This window comes from Ignavibacteriales bacterium (genome assembly GCA_020635255.1).
Taxonomy (GTDB): domain Bacteria; phylum Bacteroidota; class Ignavibacteria; order Tepidaquicellales; family Tepidaquicellaceae; genus JAEYVS01.
This window is the reverse complement of sequence record JACKAC010000001.1, coordinates 833,999-858,751: the sequence shown is the minus strand read 5'-3', so window position 1 is coordinate 858,751 and position 24,753 is coordinate 833,999. Positions and strand designations below refer to the sequence as shown.

Below are 24,753 nucleotides of genomic sequence, written 5' to 3'. Positions count from 1 at the left end.
ATAATAAAATTAAACAAATATTAAAATCCTACATTCAAAGTAAAGTATTGGTTTGTTGAGTTGAAACCATCCTCATTTACTATCCTGTAGGCGTAATCGAAGCCCAAAGAAATGCCTCCGAAAGGATATTTAACTCCTGCTCCAAAGGTTGGTCCCCAGAGCTCTTCGTCCGTGTTTTTATCGGGTTTAATACTTACTGCCCCTCTCAGGAAGAAGTTATTATTATAGTTATACTCAAGTCCGAATTTGTATTCGTCACTTGAGAAACCTGAATTTTCAAATGCTGAAGAAAGCATTACATGGTTTTGCTTGTTCAGGTTAGCAATATAGGATACTCCGATCTCCAGATTAGTTGGAAGGTCAAAGTCTTGAAGGATAACCCTTCTTGTAACTGTTTGACCGTTTTCAACTACCTGTCTGTCCAATCCCTGACCGTTAAAGGTCATGGCTGGTCCGAGATTCTTTAAAGCGATTCCAAATCTGAGGCCTGAATTTCCTGCTACATATTGCAGACCAAAGTCAAAAGCAACGCCGGTTGCGTTTACATTTGCAATGCTCTCACTGATTAACTTAATGTTAGTTCCGAAATGGATCTTGTCGGTCATAGCTCTTGCAAAGCTGATGCTACCAACAAGGTATGTCGGACTAAATGTAGAACCGTCACCTTCAGGGTTGTATTCGGTTGTTACCAGCTCTTCACCGAAATCAAGAGTTCTCAGAGAAAACCCGAGGTAACCAAGATTACTTAGTTTAACTACGCCGGCAACATATTCCATGTTAATGTCGGCGATATAGTTCATGTGTGAAAAAAGTGCTTCTCCGGTTGGGTTTTGTAATTGCGACAGACCTGCTGGATTCCAATACATCGCATCAATACCTGTCACGCTTGCCAAGTTAGACCCTTGAAGAGAAGTTCCCACAGAACCTACGGGGATCAGCAATTCCGGTGCGGCCATGGTACCAAACTTGGTCCTGGGTCCCGCGAAAGAGCTTGCCCCTGTCATAATTACTATTAAGACTATTAGTATATTTTTGAGGTTCATTTTTTAAACTCTCCTTTTTATTTAGGCAATCCCTAAAAATCCATTCAGGGATTGCCTGTGAATTTTGCTAATTAAAAGTCAGCTCTTTCTTGACTTGTGAATATTGCAAGCTTAATTATTTTCTGCCCAATACCCGGAGCATCAATCAATGCTATATACATACCCGAAGCAACAGGAACGTCCTCAAACGTTCTCAAATTCCATTGCTGGTCCGAGGTAGTATTATCTTTATTTATGGTATTAATAAGATCCCCGTTAAGTGTATATATCTTTATTGTACAAACTTCGGGAAGCCTCATAAACGTTATAAATCTATTGGAACTGCTGGTCTCAAGAACGTTAAATCCGAGATATGGATTCGGTACTGCTCTGATCTTTTCCATATCGTTTCTTGAAACGGCAGTTGAATTTGACACTGTGGTACCTGATACACTAAACTGATAATAAAGCGGATATCCCGGCTCCATAAACGGTCTCGTTATGGTATACGGATATATCGTCATTAGATCACCCACTGTATAGCTGGCACCTGCAGAGATCAACTTCGGTGACCATACATAATAAATATCGGTCTGGCTCTGCTGTAAGAATAGATTCTTGGATGTATAGAACGGATCCGGTGTTGAACTATAATCCGATCTGAGGAAATATGTAATAATCTTTCCACCCAAACTATCAGCAGTCGGGCTCCAGGATGTCATAGTAGAATCTGTAACAAGGAAAGCAACATTTATTTGTCTCCTTGAAGCAGTACTATCTGTTGGATCTATTTCATAGGCTTTAAACGGAACCTCAACAAAATCCTGGTATGCGTAATTGATCGGTGTTGTCACCCTGTATCTATACGCCATCTGACCGGCGCCTCCCGTTCCGGTAAATTCGATCTGAACATTCTTTAGTTCAGTCGCTTTTACCAGCGAAGGCAGGTTTGTATACGTACCCTGTGTCGGCCATGACAGTGACATTAAGCGTGACTGGTATGGTCTATCACCACTGAGTAAATACTTACTTCCTTCGACGAATTGATTTCCTGAAGGCTCATAGCTCCAGCCATATAAACGGGACTGGTTAACAGCTGGGTTCTCTATTGTATCTCGAATCACGCCCTGTTTAGTAATTCTATTAACACCGAACTCAATACCATCGAAGTTTCTCGCACCTGATGATATCTTCAGATTTTGAGCGAGATTTGTAAATGCGCCGCCGTCTGTAGATCTTTGGATATTATATGTTGTATCAGGTGAGTTAAATTGTACTCTATAAGTTGCATCAATAACTGAATTAGCATCAAGAATAATTGGAGCAACCCCAAGATCTCTTCTATTAGTATTCAAAGTATCGCCATCTGAATAACCTGATTGCGTTCCTGCAACAGGTGCTTTAGGAATAACACTAAATGGCACCAACGGCGATCTTATCACTTTCAATCCGTTTTGTGCTGAATCACTGTATGCATATGCAACTACTACAAATTTATATTCCTGACCATAAATGAAATCTGAGTTACCGCCGTAGTTATCAGGATAATTAGTCTTGGTAATACTTAGACTCCTAAATAATCCTGAATTTGGGAATCCGGCCGGTACTGAATACGTATATGGCGGTACAACCGGGAAATAACCCAATTGCTCTACACCATTAACGGATATTCCAAACGAAAGACTATCCTGAATAATACCGACTCCATCTATTAGATCATAAGTTGCCAATAAGGTCAAGGTATTATTAATAGATGATGGTTGATTAAAGTCTGGTAACGTTGAAGCAGTTTTGTCAACCTCATATACCTCATACCCCTGGAAGTAGTAAGTACTGTTTATTGTATCAGGTGAAAGGACTGTATCCCTGAATACATATGATTCTGCAGTATCATTCCAGGAAATATTCAAGTTAACAAAACTAGAACCTTCACCACCCTTAGGCTGAAAACTAATATTAGTAACAGGGGTTGGAGGAGGTGGAATAACGTTAAAGTCAGCATCATATAATTTCTGTGCAGTAACGTCTAATCTCTTTAACTTTGTAACAGAATTTAAATAATTAGATCCTTTAGCCGCAAACTGTGCTAAAACAACTGTCTGCGTATCGCCGGGACTCATTCTAAAGTCATAGGCTCCTGAGTTAAATATGAACCTTCTATCACCACCAGGACTTGGTTCAACTGTTCCTGTAGTGTCACCATCACAGTTGTTAATGCGTCCATCTGATTCTGTCCAGCCTTGGCTACCATCCGGCTCGCCGGGATAGCAGAAAACGGTCTTTCTGGGAGGACTAAATGTTGGGTCCAGCCACGAGGTACCGTCACTTTTGATACCCTGAAGATATCTGTAAGCTTCAGTAGGATTATCAGGATCCCTTTCACAAACTGCCTGACCGCTTCCAGGGTTAGTAAAATACACGAATGAAGTTAATCCTAGAGGCTGAGGTGGATTTACACTATAATTGATCGGGCTAACGAAAAAGTCCATTCCCGATGCAGGTGGATTTGATCCGTAAGTACCAGGACCGCCGCCGCCATCGTCGTTATCAGAGTTATAACAGTAACCCATATTATTGACAGTATCACATCCGATCCAGTCATCGGTTGCATCACCTAGGTCAGGATCAACTACTATCCCGAAGAATGTACTATCCCATGCAAGTGTGTTTTTGTTTGAAATAACAAATCTAAGAAACTGCATATCTTGGATACCGGATATATTATATGCCCAGGCTGTTAGCTGAAGCTGAGCATACATTGGAGTTGTACCCCCACCAAAACCTTCACTGGAATTATGCTGGTCCTGGAATCCATCTGTTAAACAAACAAATATTGTTTGATTTGCATCCTTAATTCCCGGGATGTCTGTTCCCGGATCATATTGACCATTTCCGTTCTTATCGACATAAGGTGCCCCAAAAGGAACCATCTCACCCCAATTAGCATAATCGGGGTTATTGTTTGCGTTATCTGAACTGTTGATCTTGTACAGCTTAAATCTTGAATCTGTAAAACCCTCACCGTTTACACAATAGCCGGGTGCCCATTCACCTTCGTATGAGGCGGCGCACATTTTTAATTGACCATCTATCTTCGCAGCAATAGTCAGTCCGGCTGTAAATATTGCGTTGGCTCCAGTAGCATTGTTTTTTGGCCACTCAAAACCCGGAGAGTTATTCTGCTCGATATTTTGGTCAAAAATACCGGTATTGATAATATAAGATGAGACATTGTTCGCGTCGAGGAGTTCAAACTCCTGTATGATCGCGTTTGGACTGTCGAAACCGTTTGGACTAGCTAGAACAAACCCGTTGTTGGGGTTCACTACCCTAACCCTGGGCTTGGACTCTACCTGAGTAGCCCACAGCATGACAGATATTAGAAATAACAATAATATTTTTGTCTTCATTTTTTGCGACTCTTTAAATTAGTTTTAAACTTAATAATACTGTCAGCTTTAGAAGCTGAGTTTAGCACCGAATCTTACCTGTCTGGGTGGACCCCAGTTCGTTATAGATCTTACTCTGTCGCGCCAGTTTGACTGATAGTTCGCGCTGGTCTGCGATCCTGTAGGCGTTGACAGATAACCATTATCGTCCGGCAATCCTGTTGCGCCATAAACACTATTTACTAATTCAGTATCAAATAAGTTTAGTACATAAACGTAGATATTCAGACTGGTTTTCCATATATCAATGGTCTTGTCCATTTTAAAATCAAGCCTTGTATTCCAATCCGTGTAAACACCGTTTTTGGAAGAAAGAGCAACGTCACCATTGTCAAATGCATTCTTTGGTAAGCTTCTTACAGTATATGGTCTTCCGCTATTAAAACTAAACAAGAAGTTGAAACCAAGATTCTTAAGAATTTCACCGCCAAATCCTTTTGGTACATCGTCATTTCCAAATCTGTAATCCAGATTGATGCTTCCAGTATGCCTTTGGTCAAAATCTGTCGGGAATAAGAATTTAGGGAATACACCGTCAGGATTGTTTGCCAAAGAAAATTTAGAGAATGGATCAGAACCTACACCTGAAGAATATGATAATGTATATGAGATATCAATAGAAGCCCTTTGATACCTTCTCATGCTGAAGTACATTTCAAGACCCCTTGCCAAGCTAAAGTCAGTGTTTTCATAAATTGCATAACCGCTTGGAACTCCGGGTCCTTTCAATATTCTTGCTGTACCGATCTGGTCCCTTGTCTCTTTGTAGAAAGCAGTAATACCTAGGTTAATTATATCTCCTACCTGCTGTTTAAATCCAACTTCGTAAGAAGTTAGTTTCTCAGGTTCTAGACCTGAATTTTCTACTACGTTTTGTACAGAGTTGCTGAAGAACTTCTGGAAATATTCTCTAGGAATATACATTAATTGTAACTGTGGAAGCTGAACAAAACGTCCATAGTTTGCAATAAATACAGTTTTGTCGGTAACCGGGAATGAGAATCCAAGCCTTGGGCTGAATTCTATGTTCGGTGAACTTTGTTCAAAATCATCATCGGTTAATAATTGTCCGTCAGGACCAAGAAGATTATTTGGATCAATTAAAACTTCTGTATTAACGTCCAGATAATCCATCCTCACACCGGCGTTAATAGTAAGGTCACCAAAGTCAATTTTGTCCCTCAAGTACGCAGCTGCTATGATCGGATTTTTTGGTTCAAAATCTTCTCCGGATACAATGATAGGATTACCGTATTGGTCTCTTACTTCATATCCATATGACTTCAATAAAACCTCTCTTCCAAAGAAGAGGTCAGTAGGATTCAATTGATAGATTGGGTTACCGCTCGGATCTGTTCCAACAATTGGATTATTAGCTAACGCAACCGGGCTTAGCTCGAGAGATCTAAGTGTGTTATACTTATACTCACCACCAAACTTTACTTCGTGGTCACCATATTTTTTTGTAAGAACTGAGAATGTCGCGTCAGCCTTTCCACCAATGTAGCTAACATCTGATTTGGAATAGAAGTTATTTACCCTACCCGGTAAAAAGAACACGTTTTCCGTTGAAGGGTCGTTTCCAAGTCTGCTTCCCTGCCTCAAGATCCCTGTCTGTCTCTGAATTGCCATAAGTTCCGGAATGCTATTTGTATCACCGTAAGCAAACCAGTTACCAAGAAAGTACGGATCACCGAACTCATCAGTAGTAGAATAATTAGTAAACTGAAGTTCATAGAAGAATTTAGAAGAAACGTTGTGAATCATTCTTCCGTAGAATTGTCTGTCCTTTGTGATCTCAAGTGGGTTTCTGAATGAATTACTCTTGTAGTATGACTGAATAAAGCTTCTGTTATGATCGTCAGTCATTAAAAGACCGCCCTTCAGATTAATAGGAATACTGCTTCCTTTTATATCTGAAAAATTAATATTCAGTCTCGCATTATATGAATATAGATTTTCTGTGAAGTTTGGAACGATACCGTCGGAAAAAAGATCCCTTGATATCCAGCTGGGGTTTCTAACTAGCAAAAATTGTTTTTCCACACCACCATAAAAATTGATAACCTTTGAAAGATCTTTTGTAGGAATAAGAGGACCGCCAAAAGTTAAACTATAAAGGTTGTAACCTTGTGCAACGGTATTTAACCAGTCACCTGAAAACTCATCAGTGGCTGCTTCGATAGAACCGGTGTACTTATCGGTACCGCCCTTTGTTGTAACGTTTATAACACCGCTAAGCACGTTTCCATATTCTGCGCCAAAACCACCGGTGTATACCGCGATCTCTTGAAGAAGTCCATTGGAAACAAATGCTGTTGATGTACCGTCGATTGGATTTGTGGTAACAACACCGTCAACTATAATAACGTTTTCGTCTGTTCTACCACCCCTGATATTGATATTGTTTCCTCTTTCATCCTGTACAACACCGGCTGTTTTGGAAACAATGTTCTGAATTCCTCTAACACCGGAATCATCGATTTGATCCTGTGTTATAAGCCTACCGCTCTGATCTACATCGATACCTTTTCTTTCTGCGGTAATCTCGATTACATCTGTCACTACTTCGCCTTCCGGCTTCATGTCAAAGTCGATCTTCGTCCTTTGGTCAACAGACACCTTTACTCCATTTACCTTGGTATCTGTATAGCCGATATATGAAGCAATTACAGTGTAAGTGCCAACATCGACGTTTAGGATTACATATTCGCCGTTATCGTCGGTAACAGCACCTAAAGGTGTCCCGTCGACCTTGATCGTGGCACCCGCTAAAGGTGAGTTGTCGTTAGCATCAATAACTCTACCCCCTATACTTCCTGTAGTTTGGGCGTAAGAAGTTGAAGAGACTAAAAACGAACCGGCTAAAAAAACTAGGACTATAAAAGAGTAGAGAAACTTACCCCTCATAATTCCCTCCGATATCTTTAAATTTTTTTAAATGTGACCCTCGCATTTTTAAATGCGAGGGTCAAACGGGTTTTTAACTCTATAAAAGACTTAGTTCAAAAAAATTATTTTACTAAAACCATCTTTTTGGTTTCTTTGAAATCACCTGCTTGCAATGTATAGAAATAGATACCACTGCCTAAATTAGCGCCGTTAAAATCAAATTCCTTTACACCTGCAGTTAGAGTCTGGTTGTTCAGTAATGTTGCAACCTCTTTACCAGTGATGTCATATACCTTAAGTGTTACATTGATGTTCTTAGGTAATTCAAACCTGATCATGGTTGAAGGGTTGAACGGATTTGGATAATTCTGCAGAAGTCTGTAAGTTCCTGGGATCTCACCGCTTACATTGTGAATAGAAGTTTGCGGGTTTTCGATCTCCCTGTATATTAAGTGGTTCCTCGATACAGGTGCGTTGTCATTAAATGCACATGAACCGGGTTGTGGGTCTTTCATGTAAGTCATTGCAAGGATCTCGTTACTGCTGCCATCGGTTGTCGTTACTCTGTTAAAGCTTACATATCTTTCGTCATCCATTCCTGAAGTGATCTGCCTTGGAGCTGAGAAACTAAGTGCGCTTGTAGGTGATACACTGTAATAAAGATCATATGAATTGAATCCATTAAGAGTATCATCTTGCATACATGCACTATAACCTGTCATTACGTAGTTTCCATCAGCTGATACAGCAATCGTAGGCCAGTCTAGACCACTTGCGTTACCCATTGCAGTTACCATTGAAGTAATACCGCCGGGAATGTCTGTCATTTGACAAACCATTTCTGGTGTACCGCCGTTCTTTGATACCCATAGCTTGGTTTGGCTGAATGTTGTTGAAGTTGTGTTCCATACTACGTAAAAGTTTCCTGCATTGTCATAACATGCATCGATACCTAACCATGCAAAGTTTGTATCAGCACCTGTGATGTTTGTTTCCCATAATACGTTTTCTGCTGACCATGTTGCGCCGTTATCTGATGTAGTATAATAAAATATCCTGTTTCCTGCTAATGGATCACCTGTGTCATTAAGTGCATCTAATACGTAGATAGCTTTTCCTCCTGGACCTGTTGCAGATGCCCACCTCATATTGAGCTGGCTGTTTGCAGAGCTTACAAACAATTGAGATGATCCTGCCCATGTTCCTGCATTTGGATCAAATACTACTACATATCCTGTATCGGTTGCTGCTGCACCCTGATAGGTCTCTGCACTTACCATTACATTACCGTTGGTAAGAGTTGTTAATTGTGGCCAAATGAAGTTTGAAACTGTTCCTGGATATGGATAGCTGGTGAACGAACCTAACCCAGGAAATGCATCGACGTGACATCCGCCAAGAAGGTATGACCCCGGCTGATAGTGGTTTCCGATGATTGCAACATCCTGTGATGCACCCGTAGTACCAACTGTCAATGTCGGGAAACCGCTCCTGATGTTAGGAACTGTGTTTGTTGCTCCCCATGTTGCACCGCCATCTGAACTGAATGAATAGTCGGTTCTTCTGGAACCACTAAGGTCAGTCGAATCTGTTGCGATCATTTCGATCGCGTGAATGATTGTTGGTGAAACGTAATTTACAAAGTGTGGGCAAGCACCATTGGTTTGCCAGTCATAATAACCTGTGATTGAAGTTACAACTTCCGGACGGATTACGTATGCATCACCGCCCCTGTAACCTTCTGGAGTAATTTGCTTAGAATTGAATACATTACTTTGCGAATAATTAACTCCCTCTTGCATTTTTACCATGGATTGCTGCCTGTTAACTCTTTCGCGAGAGTTGGCATTTGCTTCCATGTTAAAGTAAGCAAGAGAAAGAATAGCCATTAAAAACAATAAAGATTTTGACATTTTTCCCTTTGTTTTAATTATAGAAATTTGTTAAATAATTGTAAACTTTAAAACAATATAATACTATTACAAAATCTTGTCAATATAGATTTTCGTAATTTAAATACAGCGTTAATATAATATTAACTGCTGTATTCCTAATGCATGACGACAATATTTCGCCCAAAATCACTGTCTTAACTGATTCTAAAAAAAAACCGCCGGATAATCATATTTCCGGCGGTTTTTTACAAATCTCTTGTTTTATGCTATTATAACATTATTTCAATAGGACCATTTTCTTTGTTTCCCTAAAATCTCCGCTCACCAACGTATAAAAATAAACTCCTGAAGACAAGGAAGACGAGTTGAAACTAACTTTATGACTTCCTGCAGAGATGCTTCCATTTACCAAAGTTGCAACCTCTTTACCTGCGGAGTTATAAACTTTCAGAGATACAAAGTCCTTCTGCGGAACATTAAACTCTATCGTCGTCGAAGGGTTAAATGGATTTGGGTAGTTCTGCAATAACGAATATTCATTTGGATTGGATATTGTGTTATTATGGATACCCGTTGTTGCTAAAGTAATTTTCCTATACACCTGAAAGTTATGTGATTCAGGTGCTGTCGCATTTGATCCGTTAAAAGAAGTAGGTCCGTCACCGACATCTTTCATATAAACAATATTGAGTTCATATGAAGCAGGATTTGTTCCCGCATTCCATAATGATATTGATGGGAATCCTTCGTCTATGGTCGGAGTGTTTGTCACCTGCACTGGATCTGACCATGTGGTTCCCGCATCCGTTGAATACTGGTAAAAGACATCCCTGGTATTAAATCCGTTCATACCGCTGTCCTGAGTAACAACGTCATATGAGCAATACAGTACATTATTATCTGCCGACCATCCGAATTTTGGGTGATCGATTGCCATTTGAAACGCCCATGGTTGATAAAATGTCCTTGCCATCATTGGAAGATTCACCGTATCCGCAATGACAGTGGTTGAGGTAACTGTAGTTCCCGTTCCTCTTATCAAAAATAATCTTGTCTTTGCAAATAGACCGTCCGCCGTACCGCTGGCAACCCAATACCAGTCGTCAGTACCTTGCTTAAACGTGAGGTCATGACCACCAGAAATCGCTACAGTGTCCTGATCCCCATTCTCGAGAAATGGTGTAAATATGTCAAATGCTGTGCCTAATGTTGCTCCATTATCAGTTGAGATCCTCATATGCACAATAGGGTTATCCAGTACGTCAGTTTCGGTTTCAGGATTAGCGATCATTCCTACCGTCCCGTTACCGTTGTTTGCAATGTTAAAAGCCATGTTACTAAATGCAACCCCGCCTGAATATGGAGGCGTTGCTACCCACAAAACGTTTAAAGGACCGATGGTTGCGCCATCCCATATGGAATAAAATACTGTATCGTTTTGTGCCGAAGATGCCGATTGAGGTCTTGACACTATGATGATGTTTCCGTTATTCAAAACAGTCATTTGTGGCCATATAGCCTCGCCCATCTGATTATACTCCGTAAAAGATCCTAGCTGAGAAAATGCATCTAAATACAACTGCGCACTTAGTGGAAATCCTACCGGCTGATTATGGTTCGCGATTGCTGCAACCTTGTCACCAACGCCCGGTGCCAATTGTAATACGGCAAATCCGGACCTGATCAATGGAACGTTAGTTACATATGCCCAGGTACTTCCGCCATCGGTAGATATTGCGTACTCTGTTCTTCTTGTTGTTGCTCCGGCTCCATCAGTCGTATCTGCCTGAACATCAATTGCATGCAGTAAAAGAGGGTTTCCGGGATCTACCTGGATGTAGTGATTAGCCTCACCGTTTGTTTTGTAATCATAAAACCCGTCATTGCCGGTTAAAACCTCTGGACCAATAATGACATCACCCGAGTAAAAACCTGCTCCAAGCGTAAACGGAGCTGATATTGGCGAAGTATTAAGAGGGGCAAGTGATTTACTTACTCCAAAATCATCAAGCTTCCTTTGAGGAATAATACTTATCCTGTCTGTTTGCGCGAAAGTATCCAGACAACTCATACTGACAACCAAAAATACAAAAGTAAATATTAATTTTTTCATAGTTATTGGATTGTATTATTAAAGAAAGTAATTTAAGACGTTTGTAAATGTAGTAGATGCAGTAATATAACAGTAATCGGCAGTTATGTCAATTCTGTATTAATTCCCAATGACGACAATTATTGCGAAATAGGGGCGATTCTTTAACTATTTCACCAGAACCATTTTCTTTGTATATGAAATAACTCCTACTCTTAAAGTATAATAGTAAATTCCTGAACTTAGTCTGTTAGATAGAAAATTAGTCTCATATGTTCCCGCATTCAAAATAGAATTTCCGATCAATGATCTTACTTCCACCCCCTTAACATCATAGACTTTGAGAGAAACTAATGATCTCTTTGCTATTGAAAAACGTATCGTTGTCTCAGGGTTAAATGGGTTTGGATAGTTTTGGTACAAATAAAACTCGTCCGGGATTTCATTTGAGATTGGATTTACAAGGAGAGGTTTATTTATCCCAATTCTGATAAACATTTGTTTGGCAAGGGACTTACCGTTAGCACTCCCCGATGGATATGAACCCGGTATGACATCCGATTGTGCTACCAGATTTACATAATATTTTGAAGAGTTTTGATCGTTTGTCGTCGAAATGCTCGGATAAACCCAATCCCGTCTAGGTGACGTACCATTAATTCTGACCGGGGCTTTCCAGTTAAATCCGTTATTAACCGATGCCGTTAAATAGATGTTGTTAAATGACGTTGGTGTATGACTTCCTCCCAATACACTATCTGCTACCACAAACACCATAAACAATGCCGAACCGTCTCTCGATCTGCCTATAACGGGTCTGCATAAGCCGGTCAAAAGATCGTTAACTCCCTGGTGGGGATTAAAAGGTACGTCTAGCGAATCGACAATTATTATACTCCTGTTAGGATCGTTTCCCGGCAAGCTCGGTGTCCAGTATCTTATATTTGAGGCAATACCGGGGAAATAACTTTCTATTCCATCCTGGAATACCGTCTCAAATACGATCCTGGCTTTATTATTTGTATAAACCAACGATATACCTCTAAATCCTCCCAGGCTGTCGGCAGTCGGAGATGTATAATCCGCATCGAATATTTTTATGGGCGCTGAATATGATGCTCCCATATCTGTAGATTCCATAAAAAATACATCCCCGTAATCTGAGGGTATCCGCTCATTGTTATTTATAAACGCGACACCGACCTTACCGTCATCAGACCTTGCAATTGCGTAACACTCGTCATTTCTCGAACGAAAAAACTTCCACTGCCCGAATTGTCCGTTGCCAATAAAGCCATTACAATAATTATAAAACGCAGAGTCAGTCTCGTTGCCCGATGATACCAACGCAAATTTTACCGCCCCGTTAATATTGTCACTGGCTACCATTCTTGGCCACTCAACCTGTCCCGTTGTCCCTAATCCGGGATCCAGCCTGTCAAAAGAACCTAATTGAGGGAAAACTTCTCGGAATACAATAGTCCTGTTTATACTTAAACCGCTATTAATATAGTGATTCGCAATAATAATAGATCCGTCACTCAACCCGTCAATCACCCCGTAACCGCTCCTTGTATTTGAGGGTAGTTCTGCTCGAAAGTTCCACGTTGCGCCAAAGTCTGAGCTGAAGTAATATTTCGTCCTCCTTAACTGAAATGAAATGTTATCTTCCATCGGCGATGCCATATGTACTACGTGAATAAACTGAGGGCTGGTTGGGTCCTGCCATATCTGGACAGGACATGAATTAGATTGTTGATCGAATATGGTCTCACCGCTGGTCCAGACAAACTGAATACTGTCGAGATAATCCTGCCCTAAAATAGAATAAGAAGCATCGAATACCGGCGAGGGAGTAGTGATGTACGTGTATCTTCCTTTGGGTATTACCTCATACTTCCTGTCAAAAGGAACTCCAACGAAATAATCATCTATCTTTTCGATCCTGTATGGTTTTATCTGAAGCTGACTCCCGGACTGGGCAAATAGCCCTGTGTTCGGTACGATAATTAGTGATAGTATAATTAGTAATAGTGTTTTCATAAAATACTACGCCTTTTCAAAATATCTGCGTATCTTTTTGCTGACTTCTTTTGCGATCCTTTTTTTACTTTCTACGGTCTTGCCCGCTATATGGTTACTTAATATTACATTATCAAGCTTGAAAAGTAAAGAACTTATATCAGGCTCATTTTTAAAAACATCTAATCCCGCAAACCCTATTTTTTCCTCGGATAGAAGTTTTAATAAAGACCCTTCATCCATTATCTCACCCCTGGAAGTATTTATTATAATGGAGTCAGGCTTTAATAGTAAAAGTTTTTCTTTTGATATAAAGTTCACGTTATTTTCCAAAGGTATATGAATAGTGATAATATCGCAGTTCTTTAGGATGTATTTAAGACCTTTAAAAACAGCATTTTTATTGCGCTTTCTCACTTTCAGATCGGTATCATTGGCATATACGGTCATTCCAAATGCTTCACACATCCGGGCAACTTTCTTCCCTATCGATCCGTAACCTATAACACCAACTTTTTTACTAAATAATTCACTCCTCTTATAATCCAGATCCTTAAACTTTCCTTTTCTAACCAGCTTATCTGACAGTATTAGATTCTTTGATATGGCCAGCATCAGTGCCATCGTATGCTCCGCCGCGGAGATACTGTTACCTTCATCGGCGCTTAGCACCTTGATCTTATTCTTCCTGCATGCATCGATATCTATATGATCGGTCCCCTTCGTAAATGTTGCGATGACCTTTCCTTTAAATCTATCCGTAAATTCCTTAGATATCTTGCGTGTACTTCTGATTACCAACACATCACAATCCGAATCCGGTATAGCATCGTTAGGGATTCCGGGTTGCACCAATATTTCGTATTTCTTCTTCGGAAATTTATCGAATATACCTGTATCTACGTCATCGGCTATAAGTATTTTTATCCGTTTTGACAGAGTCGTATGTTTACTTACTGGAAAATTACAAGAATAGAAATACTATTAAAGGGAATAAATATGTATGAGGGTTGGTTCTAGGATTTGTTTTCCTTGAGAGCTCCGCTGATGAGATTCACTATGTCGTTCTTTCCTTCTCCCGATATAATAGAAAAAGGTATATAGTCTTTACAGAGGTCTTCATTATGGACGATCTTCGAAGCGCGGTATATCTGTTTCTCCATTTTGTTCTTGGAGATCTTATCGGATTTGGTCAGCACTATCGCGTAAGGTATTTCATAATATTCTAGCCAGCTAACCATGAGTTCATCCAGGTATGTGGGCTCATGTCGTGAGTCTATCAGCACAAATACCATGTTCACGTTCTCCCGCTCGCTGATGTAGTCCTCCACTAGCTTCCTCCATCCTGCTCGTATCTGTTCCGGAACCTTTGCGTAGCCATATCCCGGCAGATCCACTAGGTAGTACTCTTCATTTATGAGAAAATAATTCAGCTGTCGTGTCTTGCCGGGAGCGGATCCCACTTTGGCGAGGGTTTTCTTATTACAGATGGTATTTATAAGAGAAGATTTCCCGACATTGGACCTCCCCACAAAAACAAACTCCGACAATACCGACGCGGGCAGGTTCCGTAGATCGTAAATACTCTTTATAAATTCAGCTGATTTTATCTTCATAGCTTTTACTAAAATAAAAAAGTCCCTAACTCAATTTCCAAGATCACCATCCGGGTTTGTGTACTGGTTAAGGACTCCAAATCATATTATCATTACTACTCGTCTTCTTTCTTCTTCGAAGCTTTCTTCTTTGGCTTCTTCTCTTCGGATTTCGTTTTGGTTTCTTTTGTATCTTCCTTTTTGCTCTTGGTCTTCTTCGCCTTTGGCTCTACTGCTGTTTCGCCCTTTTTACCTTTCTTCTTCGCTGACTTATCGTCGTCCGTTGCTTCCTTCTTCTTAGCGTGATCATAATCCACAAATTCTATTATAGCAGTATCTGCGCCGTCGCCGTACCTGTGCCCGGTTTTGAGCACACGTGTATAACCACCCGGCCTGTCCGCGTACCTCGGTCCTATCTCATCGAATAACCTTTTCACTGCTGAGTCATCCTTGAGAAACTGCTTCGCTACCCTTCTTAGATGTACACCCTTCTCCGATGAACCGTTTGCTTTCTTTGCTTTAGTTACCAGAGGCTCAACGTATAATCTCAGCTCCTTGGCTTTTGCAAGTGTCGTTTTGATCCTGTCGTGTAGTATGAGGCTGACAGATAAGTTCGACATCATAGCCTTCTTATGACTGGCTGTTCTGCTAAACTTTCTTCCCTTAGTCCTGTGTTCCATTAGTATTAATAGAGTATGATGATTAAAAAATTATAATTACGTTGCTTCTTCGTTCAGATACTTATCTACGTCCATTCCAAAATGCAGGTTAAAGCTCTCGATAAGCTCACCCAGTTCGGCAAGTGACTTCCTGCCGAAGTTCCTGTAGTGGAGCATCTCCGATTCGTTCTTCCTTACCAGGTCGGCAATTGTCTTTATATTAGCCGAACGCAGGCAGTTTTGTGATCTAACCGAAAGATCGAGTTCATCTACCGGCATCAGCAGTATCTTCTTTACCATTTCATCTTGTTCGTCCTTCTCTTCCTTCACTGGCTCCGGCTCAATAGTATCCGGCTGTAATCCAACGAAAAGATTTACGTGCTGTCCGAGTATCCTTGCCGCTGTTATAAGTGCTTCCTCCGGATTTATCGAACCGTCCGTATGGATTTCCAGTGTAAGCTTTTCATAGTCTGTCTTTTGACCTACCCTGGTATTCTCGATAAGGTAATTTACCCTCGTTACCGGCGTAAATATGGAATCTACGCTGATGAATCCAAGCGGGAGCTCGTTCTTCTTATTCTCGTCGGAAGGCACATATCCGACGCCCTGCCCTACTCTGAACTCTATATCCAGGTTAGCATCCTTGTTAAGGGTTGCTATGTGCTGGTCAGGATTTAATATCTCAAAATCCGCAGTAGCATTCTGGATATCCTTTGCAGTGAATTTCTTCGGTCCCTTTACGTTTAGTTCGATCTTGGAACCCTTACCTGTTACTTCTTTAAATCTAACTTCCTTGAGGTTCAGTATTATTTCCGAAAGATCCTCTACGACACCCTTTAGTGTAGTAAATTCGTGCGGGGCATCATTTACCTTTACCGCAGTGATCGCTGTACCCGGCAAAGATGATATTAAAATTCTTCTTAATGAATTACCAATAGTAACGCCGTATCCCCTCTCTAGAGGCTGGATAATAAATTTTCCGTATGTATCAGTGTATGTCGCTTCTTCTCTTACAACGTTCTCCGGCATTTGAATGTGAAATATCTTCATAGTCTGCCTAAATGATTTAAATTTGTTATTAAAAACCTTAGTTACTATTTTGAGTAAAGCTCAACTATCAATTGCTCATTTCCAATGAACGGTACTTCTTCTCTTTCCGGGTTCTTTAGATATGTACCCGTCATTGTGGCTTTATCTAATGACAGCCACGGCATCATCATGGTATCTTTCATCCTCTTCATTGAGTCATGAAATACCGGCAGTTTTTTGCTCTTATCTCTTACTTTGATCACGTCACCCGACCTCAAATGATATGACGGTCTGTCGACGATCTGGTCGTTTACCGTGAGGTGTCTGTGAAGTATCAACTGCCTTGCTGATTTCCTCGAAGGTGCTAGCCCGAGTCTGTACAGAGTATTGTCCAGCCTGCTCTCTAATATAGAGACGAGGTTATTACCCGTTACGCCTTTTCTCCTGGATGCTTCCTTAAAGTAATTCCTGAACTGCTTTTCCAGGATACCGTAAGTCTTTCTTACTTTTTGCTTTTCCCTGAGCTGGACGGCATAGTCGGTCATTCTGGACCTTCTGGATAATCCGTGCTGTCCCGGAGGATAGTTTTTCTTTTCTATCGGGCACTTATCGGTAAAACATTTCGTGCCTTTTAGAAACAGCTTCTGTCTTTCTCTCCGGCATAGTTTACAACTTGCATCTGTATATCTTGCCATTTAATGCAATTATTAATTTGATTACTATTAAACTCTTCTTCTCTTTGGAGGTCTGCACCCGTTATGAGGCAGAGGCGTAATATCTTTTATAGAAGTAATTTCCAGACCGTTCGTGTTCAATGACCTTACCGCCGCGTCTCTTCCCGAACCTACTCCTTTTATCAGTACTTCGACTTTCCTCAAACCGAGATCAAATGCTTCCTTTGTAGCTGTCTCCGCCGCAACCTGTGCCGCGAAAGGTGTGCTCTTCTTTGAGCCTTTGAATCCCATTCTGCCTGAAGATGCCCATGAAATAGTGTTACCGTACAGGTCTGTTAATGTCACTATTACATTATTGAATGTAGCCTTAATGTGTGCCACACCGTTTGCATCTACCTGGATCTTCTTCTTGTTCTTTTTAAATGACTTCGCCAATTTCTATAATTTTATTTATAGTTTTATACTTTATTTCTTAGCTGCTGCTTTCTTCTTACCTGCAACAGTTTTCTTCTTTCCTTTTCTGGTACGCGCGTTTGTACGTGTCCTTTGCCCGCGAAGTGGGAGACCTTTTCTGTGTCTCTTACCGCGGTATGTGCCGATCTCCATCAGTCTCTTGATGTTCATCTGTATCTCTGACCTTAGTGCGCCCTCTACCTTTGCTTCCGCGTCTATTACCGAACGGATCTGGTTTACTTCGTCATCTGTAAGCTCCGACACCTTCTTGTTCTCGTCGATGCCTGCTTTGCTTAATACTGATTCGGCAGTGCTTCTACCAATACCGAATATTGAGGTTAATCCTATTACGATCCTCTTATTCTTCGGTAGATCTATTCCTGATATTCTTGCCAATTTATAACTCCTGGATTTTTATTTTTTTATTATCCTTGTCTTTGTTTGTGCTTTGGATTCGGGCAGATTACCCGTACTACGCCGTTCCTCTTTATGATCTTACACTTATCGCACATTTTTTTTACCGAGCTTCTTACTTTCATGACTGTAATGTTTAAATTTTATTTATACCTGTATGTTATTCGCCCCTTGGACAGGTCATAAGGCGACAGCTCGACCGTCACTTTATCACCCTGTAATATCCTTATAAAATTCATCCTCATCTTACCGGAAATATGCGCCAAAACTTCATGACCGTTTTCGAGCTTCACTCTAAAGGTCGTGTTTGGCAGGATTTCCGTTATTATTCCATCAACTTTTATTAAGTCCTGTTTTGACATCTATACTAAATAAACCTTCCTTCTAATTTCTATTTGTTAAGATCTCCGGCTCACCATCTGTTATCAAAACCGTATGCTCAAAATGCGCCGACGGCTTATGATCTCTCGTCACCACCGTCCATCCGTCTTCCTTTTCATATACTGCCGAAGTACCATAATTGACCATTGGCTCGATCGCTATGGTCATGCCTTTTTTTAATTTCTGTTTTCCCGATGGGGAATAGTAATTTGGTATAGCAGGCTCTTCGTGAAGATTCTTACCTATTCCGTGTCCAACCAGTTCTCTCACTACACTAAAACCCGACCCCTCTACAAATTCCTGTATCGCAAGTCCTATATCGTTTACCGTATTCCCTTCTCTTGCCTGTTGTATGCCTTTATATAAAGATTCTTCGGTTACACTCAAGAGTCTCTTCTTCTGAGCTGAAACCTCACCTACCTCGAATGTGTACGCGCTGTCTCCGTAATATCCATTCTTCCTTACACCTACATCCACCGAAAGAATGTCACCCGATATCAGCTTCTCGTCATTTGGTATCCCGTGAACTACCACCTCGTTAAGTGATGAGCAGATACTAGCCGGGAATGTTCTGTTCTTTACTCTGTAACCTTTAAAAGCAGGTTGACCGCCTCTGGATAGAATAAACTCTTCTACTATCTTGTCCAGTTCCCTGGTAGTTGCTCCTACTTTTACGTAATCTTTAATATATTTAAGAACGTCAGCTACTATCCTGCAGCTCTCGGAGATCAGCTGGATCTCCTTTTCACTTTTTACAAGCGACATTGACTCTTTACCTTCTGCTTTTTAGTTTCGAACCCTTCATAAATCCGTCATAATGTCTCATCAATAGATGCGATTCTACCTGCTGTAATGTATCGAGAGCAACACCCACGATAATAAGCAGACTGGTACCGCCAAAAAACGCCGCCATACCCGATGTAAGTCCTGCCTTCATGATAAAGGTCGGGAGTACGGCTATTATTGCCAGGAATATTGCTCCCGGCAGTGTGATCTTTGTCAAAATGTTATCTATGAAATCCGAGGTTGGTTTACCCGGTCTTACGCCCGGAATAAAACCGCCCTGCTTCTTCATGTTATCCGCGACGTCTTTCGGATTGAAAGCGATCGCGGTATAGAAATATGTAAAGAACACGATCAGCAATGAATAAATGATCGCATATACAAAACTCGTATAGCTAAAATATCCCGCAAGCGTCTGCATGAACTGGCTGTCCGGGAAAAACGTAAGGAATGTACTTGGAATAAACATTATCGACTGCGCAAATATCAAAGGCATAACACCTGCCTGGTTGACTTTGAGCGGTATATACTGTGTTACCCCGCCGAATACTTTCCTTCCGACAACTCTCTTTGCGTATTGAACAGGTATCCTCCGCGTTGCTATCGTGACCGCCACTACACCAGCGACGATAAATACGAAAGCCGCAAGGAATACGATCTCTATCAGTGCGTTTCTTACACCCGATGCAATAAGCTGGTATTCATCCAGCATCGCAAAAGGAAGCCTGTCTATGATACCAATGAATATAATGAGCGAAATACCGTTACCGATCCCCCTGTCCGTTATCTGTTCACCGAGCCACATCATAAATACCGTACCTGCTGTCAAAAAAATTACCGTCGAAAACGTGAACATAAAACTCGATAGGTCGGGACTGATGATGCTCACCCCGTTCACGTTCCTGCTTGCAAGCTGTACGCTTACTCCCCATGCTTGAAGTGCCGCGATCGGGATCGTACCTACTCTTGTAAGCTGGTTTATTTTCTTTCTTCCCTCTTCACCTTCCTTCTGAAGTTTCTGGAAGTATGGGAATACCGCACCGAGTAGCTGGATTATGATCGAGGCGCTGATGTAAGGCATTATTCCAAGTGCAAATACAGCCGCTTTGCTAAACGCTCCTCCAACAAACAGATCATAAAGACCGAATAATGTATTGGAAGATTGGTTTTGGGTTGCCGCCGCGAGCAGACTTGCGTTTATACCCGGAAGTGTGATGTGCGCCCCTATCCTTACAATTATCAGTAATCCAAGTGTGAATAAGATCCTCGTGCGTAACTCTTCTATCTTGAATACATTCCTGAAATTCTCTACGAAACCACTCATGCTGTTTTTACTACGCCTCCCGCTTTTTCGATTTTTTCTTTTGCGGAATCACTGAAAGCGTCTGCCGTTATCTCTATCTTGGATTTTAATTCACCGTTGCCCAGTATCTTCAATGGAAGATTCTTATTTCTGATCAACTTGCTCTTTATCAAAAACTCCTTGTCTATGACAGTCTCACCTATCTTACCGCCGTCTATCAGTTTTTGTAATTGTCCGACATTAAGAATACTAAATTCTTTCCTGTTAACATTCTTAAAGCCGAATTTAGGTACGCGCCTCTGGATAGGCATCTGACCGCCCTCAAACCACGCCCTGCTTTTATAACCGGATCTCGACTTTTGACCCTTGTGACCTTTAGTAGATGTGTGACCGCCGTATCCCGATCCTTGCCCTCTGCCGATTCTTTTGCGCTTTTTTCTGGATCCTTCGGCGTATTTTAAATTACTTAGTATGCTCATTGATCAGTAACTAATTCCTTTTATTGTTATAAATGTGGATTATAAAATAAATAAATTCCTTTGGGGGATAACCCCCAAAGGAATTAAATATAAGTAATCTTTAATCTTTAGAGATGAACGTTCATTAATACACTCATAATACCTGTTCCGATCCTGTTTCCATCGGGACCTGTTAATGTGTTATTACCAGTAGTTTGCTCAGGAGCTGACCACTGTCTGAATCCTAATGTATACCTTCCACCAAGTGAGATACCTTCGGTGAAGTACCAATCAAATCCGAAGTTCACACCTGCACCAAATGAACTACCTTTTGTATCAGTAGCTGTAGAATTTGATGCTAATGGTGTAGTAGTTGATGAATAATTACCGTAATTCAGATTCAGTCCTAAGTATGGTGATACACTGTAGAGAGACCTGAAGTGGTAATTTACATCTAACGAAATACCAAAGGTTGTAGCACTGAAATCAGTTCCAGGAGCTTGGAGGTTTGTTGAATCAACTCCATTTACTGAAGTTGAACCAAATTGAATACCACCACCCAGTGATACATTATTGCTCACATAATACTGAAAACCGATACCGTACAGATCAATCTGTGATAATTCATCGTAGTTAGTACCACTAGCTGAAGTATAAGAACCTGCGTAAACTGATCCTAAATTGCTTTGGAAAGGTGTATATGTAAAGATGAATGATCTTGAACCTTTCTTTACTTCTGGCATTGGACCATCGAAGTTTGTGTTTACAGGCTTATACTGAGCTTGTGAGTAACCAGCAACAAATAATACTAAAGTTAATGCAACAAATAGTTTTTTAATTGTTGACATTTTTTCTCCTTTCAAATGATTTATAAAATAAGAGAATAAATAATTTTTAACTCCTATATTGATGCCGTTTTTACTGCATCAATATAATTTAAATAAAAATAATTTAAATTTTAATTCAAATAATAAATCTGGATTTTAAGTGCGGTCACGGCTGTTGCTGGTTGTTGAGTAATTGCCTGTATTCTCATACAGTTAATGTGCCGTTTCCAGGCTCTCTCCACCCAAATTCTTAACTTAAATTAAAATTTTAAAGAACGCGCTGATTACCCCTAAAAAACTCTATTATGATACTTCGATTTTGACCAAATGTTTCACCCTGTCCAGCATTCCTCGGATCTGAGGAGTGTCCTCTTTCTCTACCATATTATGCATCTTACGCAGTCCTAACGCTTCCATCGTTAGCTTCTGCCTCTTGGGTCTGTCAATAACACTCTTGATTTGTGTGATCTTTATCTTTGCCATTACGCTGTCTCTTGTAAATTTCCTTCGAATAATTCCTGAAGAGATATTCCTCTTCGCTGTGCTACACCTGTTGCGTTATCAAGGTTTTGAAGCGCGCTCATTGTAGCCTTCACTACGTTATGGTGATTCGATGAACCCAATAACTTCGTAAGTATATCCTGGTACCCTGCTGACTCCAGTACCGCTCTCACACCACCGCCCGCGATGATTCCCGTTCCCGGTGCCGCTGGCTTCAATAATACCTTTGCTGCTCCGTATTTACCGATTATCGTGTGCGGAATAGTACCCTTTGATGTAATTGATACCTTTGTTACGTTTTTTCTTGCGTCTTCTACGCTCTTCTTTATCGCGTCGGTAACTTCATTTGCTTTTCCAAGTCCTATTCCAACATGACCTTTACCGTCGCCAACTACGCTCACGGCATTAAAACTGAACCTGCGTCCGCCTTTTACAACTTTCGCTACCCTGCCGACTTTCACCAGCTTCTCTTTCAGCTCTAACTCACTTGCCTTTATGAATTCTCTTTTCGCCATTAACTAACTTAGTGTTTATCTAAAATTGTTCTCAGGGGAGGATTCGAACCTCCACATACGGCTCCAAAGGCCGCTGTCCTGCCATTAGACGACCCGAGAAAGTTACTAAATTGCAACAAATATAATAATTTCTCTCTAAAAGTGTAAACCACTTTCACGGGCACCGTCTGCCAGAGCTTTTACTCTGCCATGGTATAAATACCCATTTCTGTCAAAAATAACGCTTTCTATATTGGCAGATTTCGCCTTTTCGCCTATTAATTTACCTACTTCTTTACTCTTATCTATCTTTCCCTTGGAATCCTTTACCTTTGCTTCTATTTCCTTCGACTTACTGCTTGCAGAAACAATAGTTTTTGCGTTTTCGTCATCTACCAATTGCGCGTAGATGTGCGATAAACTCCTGTAAACTACCAGTCTTGGTCTGTCTGCAGTACCCTGGAGCTTCCTCCTTATTCTGAGTCTTGCTCTTTCTCTTCTTTTTTTAAGATTCTCTTTGTATCCCATTATTTATATCAGATTACCTTATTTTGCGGCTGTTTTACCTGCTTTTCTTCTAATACGCTCGTCGCTGTATTTAATGCCTTTACCTTTATAAGGTTCCGGCGGTCTGAATGACCTTATTTTAGCGGCTACCAGTCCTACTAATTGTTTATCTATTCCGCTTATCTGGATCGTTGTCTGATCTTTTGTCTCGATCGTTATTCCCTCAGGAGCGGAAAATATGATCGGGTGAGAATATCCTGCGTAAACGAAAAGGTTGTCACCCTTCATCTCAGCTTTATAACCCACACCAACCAGGTTAAGTGTTTTTGAATATCCGTCTTTTACTCCGGATACCATATTCTGTATCAGTGACCTGTAAAGTCCGTGCAATGCTCTGTTCTCTCTCAGATCATTAGCCCTGGTTACGACGATCTCTTCGTCCTTTACTTCGACGTTGATGTCGCCCTTCATGTCCAGGTTGAGCGAACCTTTTGGTCCGGTAAGCTCGAGAGACTTGTTCTCAAACTTTACTTTGATATCCTTATCTATTGTAATTGGTTTTTTACCTATTCTGCTCATCTTTCTGTGAATTACTCTTTATAATTTTTTACCAGACCTCGCAGATTACTTCACCGCCTATCTGCATGTTCCTTGCCTGCTTGTCTGTCATTACACCCTTAGATGTTGACATGACTGCGATACCTAATCCGTTTCTTACTCTTGGAATGTCGTCGGTCTTTACATAGTTTCTTAGTCCCGGTCTGCTTGATCTTTTTAATCCGGCTATTACACTCTTGCCGCTGTTATACTTCAGGTAGATAGAAATTGCACCCTGCTTGTTATCTGTTTCGTGCAATTTAAAATCTGTTATGTAATTGTTCTCTTTTAATATCCTCGCAAGCTCCTGCTTCAGATTTGAAGCCGGTATATCCACGATCTTCTTCTCTGCTTTAATAGCATTTCTGACTCTCGTTAAAAAATCCGCTATTGGATCTGACATCGACATTGATTGTTCCTCTTAATTTATTGTTTTACCAGCTTGATTTTACTACGCCGGGAAGCTTTCCCTGGAGCGCGAATTCCCTCAAAACAAGCCTCGATACACCGAACTTCCTGTAATATGATCTGACCCTTCCGGTTACGTTGCACCTGTTGTTCAGTCTTGTCGGACTGCTGTTCCTTGGAAGCTTTTGTAATCCTTCGTAGTCGCCTTTTTCTTTCAGCTCTTTTCTCTTAGCCGCGTACTTCGCCGCCATTCTTTCTCTTTTTGCCTGTCTTGCTAATAAAGATTTTCTTGCCATAA

The 24,753-nt window shown here is 40.8% G+C and carries 25 protein-coding genes and 1 tRNA gene; all 26 read right to left on the bottom strand.

Translation table 11 applies throughout. The annotated features are described in order from the left end of the window. Positions 1-20: 20 nt before the first annotated feature. The 26 genes from H6614_03920 to rpsN all read right to left on the bottom strand — a co-directional run bounded on the left by H6614_03920 (position 21) and on the right by rpsN (position 24,751). Positions 21-1,043 carry a PorV/PorQ family protein gene (locus H6614_03920; protein MCB9242795.1) on the bottom strand — a complete coding sequence of 341 codons (1,023 nt, stop codon included), beginning with the start codon at positions 1,041-1,043 and terminating at the stop codon, positions 21-23. A gap of 71 nt (positions 1,044-1,114) precedes the next feature. Continuing rightward, a complete protein-coding gene (locus H6614_03915) occupies positions 1,115-4,432 on the bottom strand; it encodes a hypothetical protein (protein MCB9242794.1) in 3,318 nt (1,105 codons plus the stop codon). Positions 4,433-4,480: 48 nt separating this feature from the next. Continuing rightward, positions 4,481-7,381 carry a TonB-dependent receptor gene (locus tag H6614_03910; GenBank protein MCB9242793.1) on the bottom strand — a complete coding sequence of 967 codons (2,901 nt, stop codon included), beginning with the start codon at positions 7,379-7,381 and terminating at the stop codon, positions 4,481-4,483. 104 nt (positions 7,382-7,485) lie between these two features. Beyond that, complete coding sequence (locus H6614_03905) at positions 7,486-9,276, bottom strand: T9SS type A sorting domain-containing protein (protein ID MCB9242792.1); 1,791 nt, start codon at positions 9,274-9,276, stop codon at positions 7,486-7,488. Positions 9,277-9,535: 259 nt separating this feature from the next. Then, positions 9,536-11,371, bottom strand: a complete 1,836-nt coding sequence (locus H6614_03900; GenBank protein ID MCB9242791.1) for a T9SS type A sorting domain-containing protein — start codon at positions 11,369-11,371, stop codon at positions 9,536-9,538. Positions 11,372-11,518: 147 nt separating this feature from the next. After that, the gene (locus tag H6614_03895) at positions 11,519-13,393 is read right to left on the bottom strand and encodes a T9SS type A sorting domain-containing protein (protein ID MCB9242790.1); all 1,875 of its coding nucleotides are present in this window, start codon (positions 13,391-13,393) and stop codon (positions 11,519-11,521) included. 6 nt (positions 13,394-13,399) lie between these two features. After that, positions 13,400-14,311 (bottom strand): hypothetical protein, encoded by a 912-nt coding sequence (locus tag H6614_03890; protein ID MCB9242789.1) that lies wholly within the window; start codon positions 14,309-14,311, stop codon positions 13,400-13,402. A 77-nt stretch (positions 14,312-14,388) separates the two neighbouring features. Beyond that, a complete protein-coding gene (locus H6614_03885; protein MCB9242788.1) occupies positions 14,389-14,988 on the bottom strand; it encodes a YihA family ribosome biogenesis GTP-binding protein in 600 nt (199 codons plus the stop codon). 95 nt (positions 14,989-15,083) lie between these two features. Then, the gene (rplQ, locus tag H6614_03880) at positions 15,084-15,647 is read right to left on the bottom strand and encodes a 50S ribosomal protein L17 (protein MCB9242787.1); all 564 of its coding nucleotides are present in this window, start codon (positions 15,645-15,647) and stop codon (positions 15,084-15,086) included. Positions 15,648-15,683: 36 nt separating this feature from the next. Beyond that, positions 15,684-16,676, bottom strand: coding sequence for a DNA-directed RNA polymerase subunit alpha (locus H6614_03875; protein MCB9242786.1), 993 nt, complete (start codon positions 16,674-16,676; stop codon positions 15,684-15,686). Between the two features lie 44 nt (positions 16,677-16,720). Then, entirely contained in the window at positions 16,721-17,350 is a 630-nt protein-coding gene (gene rpsD / locus H6614_03870) for a 30S ribosomal protein S4 (GenBank protein MCB9242785.1), read from the bottom strand. Positions 17,351-17,377: 27 nt separating this feature from the next. Then, positions 17,378-17,764 (bottom strand): 30S ribosomal protein S11, encoded by a 387-nt coding sequence (gene rpsK, locus H6614_03865; protein ID MCB9242784.1) that lies wholly within the window; start codon positions 17,762-17,764, stop codon positions 17,378-17,380. Positions 17,765-17,794: 30 nt separating this feature from the next. After that, a complete protein-coding gene (gene rpsM / locus H6614_03860) occupies positions 17,795-18,178 on the bottom strand; it encodes a 30S ribosomal protein S13 (GenBank protein MCB9242783.1) in 384 nt (127 codons plus the stop codon). A 29-nt stretch (positions 18,179-18,207) separates the two neighbouring features. After that, positions 18,208-18,321, bottom strand: a complete 114-nt coding sequence (gene rpmJ, locus H6614_03855; protein ID MCB9242782.1) for a 50S ribosomal protein L36 — start codon at positions 18,319-18,321, stop codon at positions 18,208-18,210. A gap of 18 nt (positions 18,322-18,339) precedes the next feature. After that, entirely contained in the window at positions 18,340-18,558 is a 219-nt protein-coding gene (gene infA, locus H6614_03850; GenBank protein MCB9242781.1) for a translation initiation factor IF-1, read from the bottom strand. Between the two features lie 22 nt (positions 18,559-18,580). Then, entirely contained in the window at positions 18,581-19,342 is a 762-nt protein-coding gene (map, locus tag H6614_03845) for a type I methionyl aminopeptidase (GenBank protein ID MCB9242780.1), read from the bottom strand. 7 nt (positions 19,343-19,349) lie between these two features. Beyond that, positions 19,350-20,684, bottom strand: a complete 1,335-nt coding sequence (gene secY / locus H6614_03840) for a preprotein translocase subunit SecY (GenBank protein MCB9242779.1) — start codon at positions 20,682-20,684, stop codon at positions 19,350-19,352. Further along, the gene (gene rplO / locus H6614_03835; GenBank protein MCB9242778.1) at positions 20,681-21,142 is read right to left on the bottom strand and encodes a 50S ribosomal protein L15; all 462 of its coding nucleotides are present in this window, start codon (positions 21,140-21,142) and stop codon (positions 20,681-20,683) included. The genes secY and rplO overlap by 4 nt, the downstream gene beginning before the upstream one ends. A 107-nt stretch (positions 21,143-21,249) precedes the next feature. After that, positions 21,250-21,969 carry an outer membrane beta-barrel protein gene (locus H6614_03830; GenBank protein MCB9242777.1) on the bottom strand — a complete coding sequence of 240 codons (720 nt, stop codon included), beginning with the start codon at positions 21,967-21,969 and terminating at the stop codon, positions 21,250-21,252. Between the two features lie 282 nt (positions 21,970-22,251). After that, positions 22,252-22,431: a 50S ribosomal protein L30 gene (gene rpmD / locus H6614_03825; protein MCB9242776.1), complete on the bottom strand. Its 180-nt coding sequence runs from the start codon at positions 22,429-22,431 to the stop codon at positions 22,252-22,254. Next, positions 22,431-22,964 carry a 30S ribosomal protein S5 gene (gene rpsE / locus H6614_03820; GenBank protein MCB9242775.1) on the bottom strand — a complete coding sequence of 178 codons (534 nt, stop codon included), beginning with the start codon at positions 22,962-22,964 and terminating at the stop codon, positions 22,431-22,433. The genes rpmD and rpsE overlap by 1 nt, the downstream gene beginning before the upstream one ends. Positions 22,965-22,992: 28 nt before the next feature. After that, positions 22,993-23,063: transfer RNA gene (locus H6614_03815), tRNA-Gln, on the bottom strand. 36 nt (positions 23,064-23,099) lie between these two features. Beyond that, the gene (locus tag H6614_03810; protein ID MCB9242774.1) at positions 23,100-23,471 is read right to left on the bottom strand and encodes a 50S ribosomal protein L18; all 372 of its coding nucleotides are present in this window, start codon (positions 23,469-23,471) and stop codon (positions 23,100-23,102) included. Between the two features lie 18 nt (positions 23,472-23,489). After that, positions 23,490-24,029, bottom strand: a complete 540-nt coding sequence (gene rplF, locus H6614_03805; protein MCB9242773.1) for a 50S ribosomal protein L6 — start codon at positions 24,027-24,029, stop codon at positions 23,490-23,492. Between the two features lie 28 nt (positions 24,030-24,057). After that, positions 24,058-24,456 (bottom strand): 30S ribosomal protein S8, encoded by a 399-nt coding sequence (gene rpsH / locus H6614_03800; GenBank protein ID MCB9242772.1) that lies wholly within the window; start codon positions 24,454-24,456, stop codon positions 24,058-24,060. 25 nt (positions 24,457-24,481) lie between these two features. Then, positions 24,482-24,751, bottom strand: coding sequence for a 30S ribosomal protein S14 (gene rpsN, locus H6614_03795; protein MCB9242771.1), 270 nt, complete (start codon positions 24,749-24,751; stop codon positions 24,482-24,484). Between the last annotated feature and the right edge of the window lie 2 nt (positions 24,752-24,753).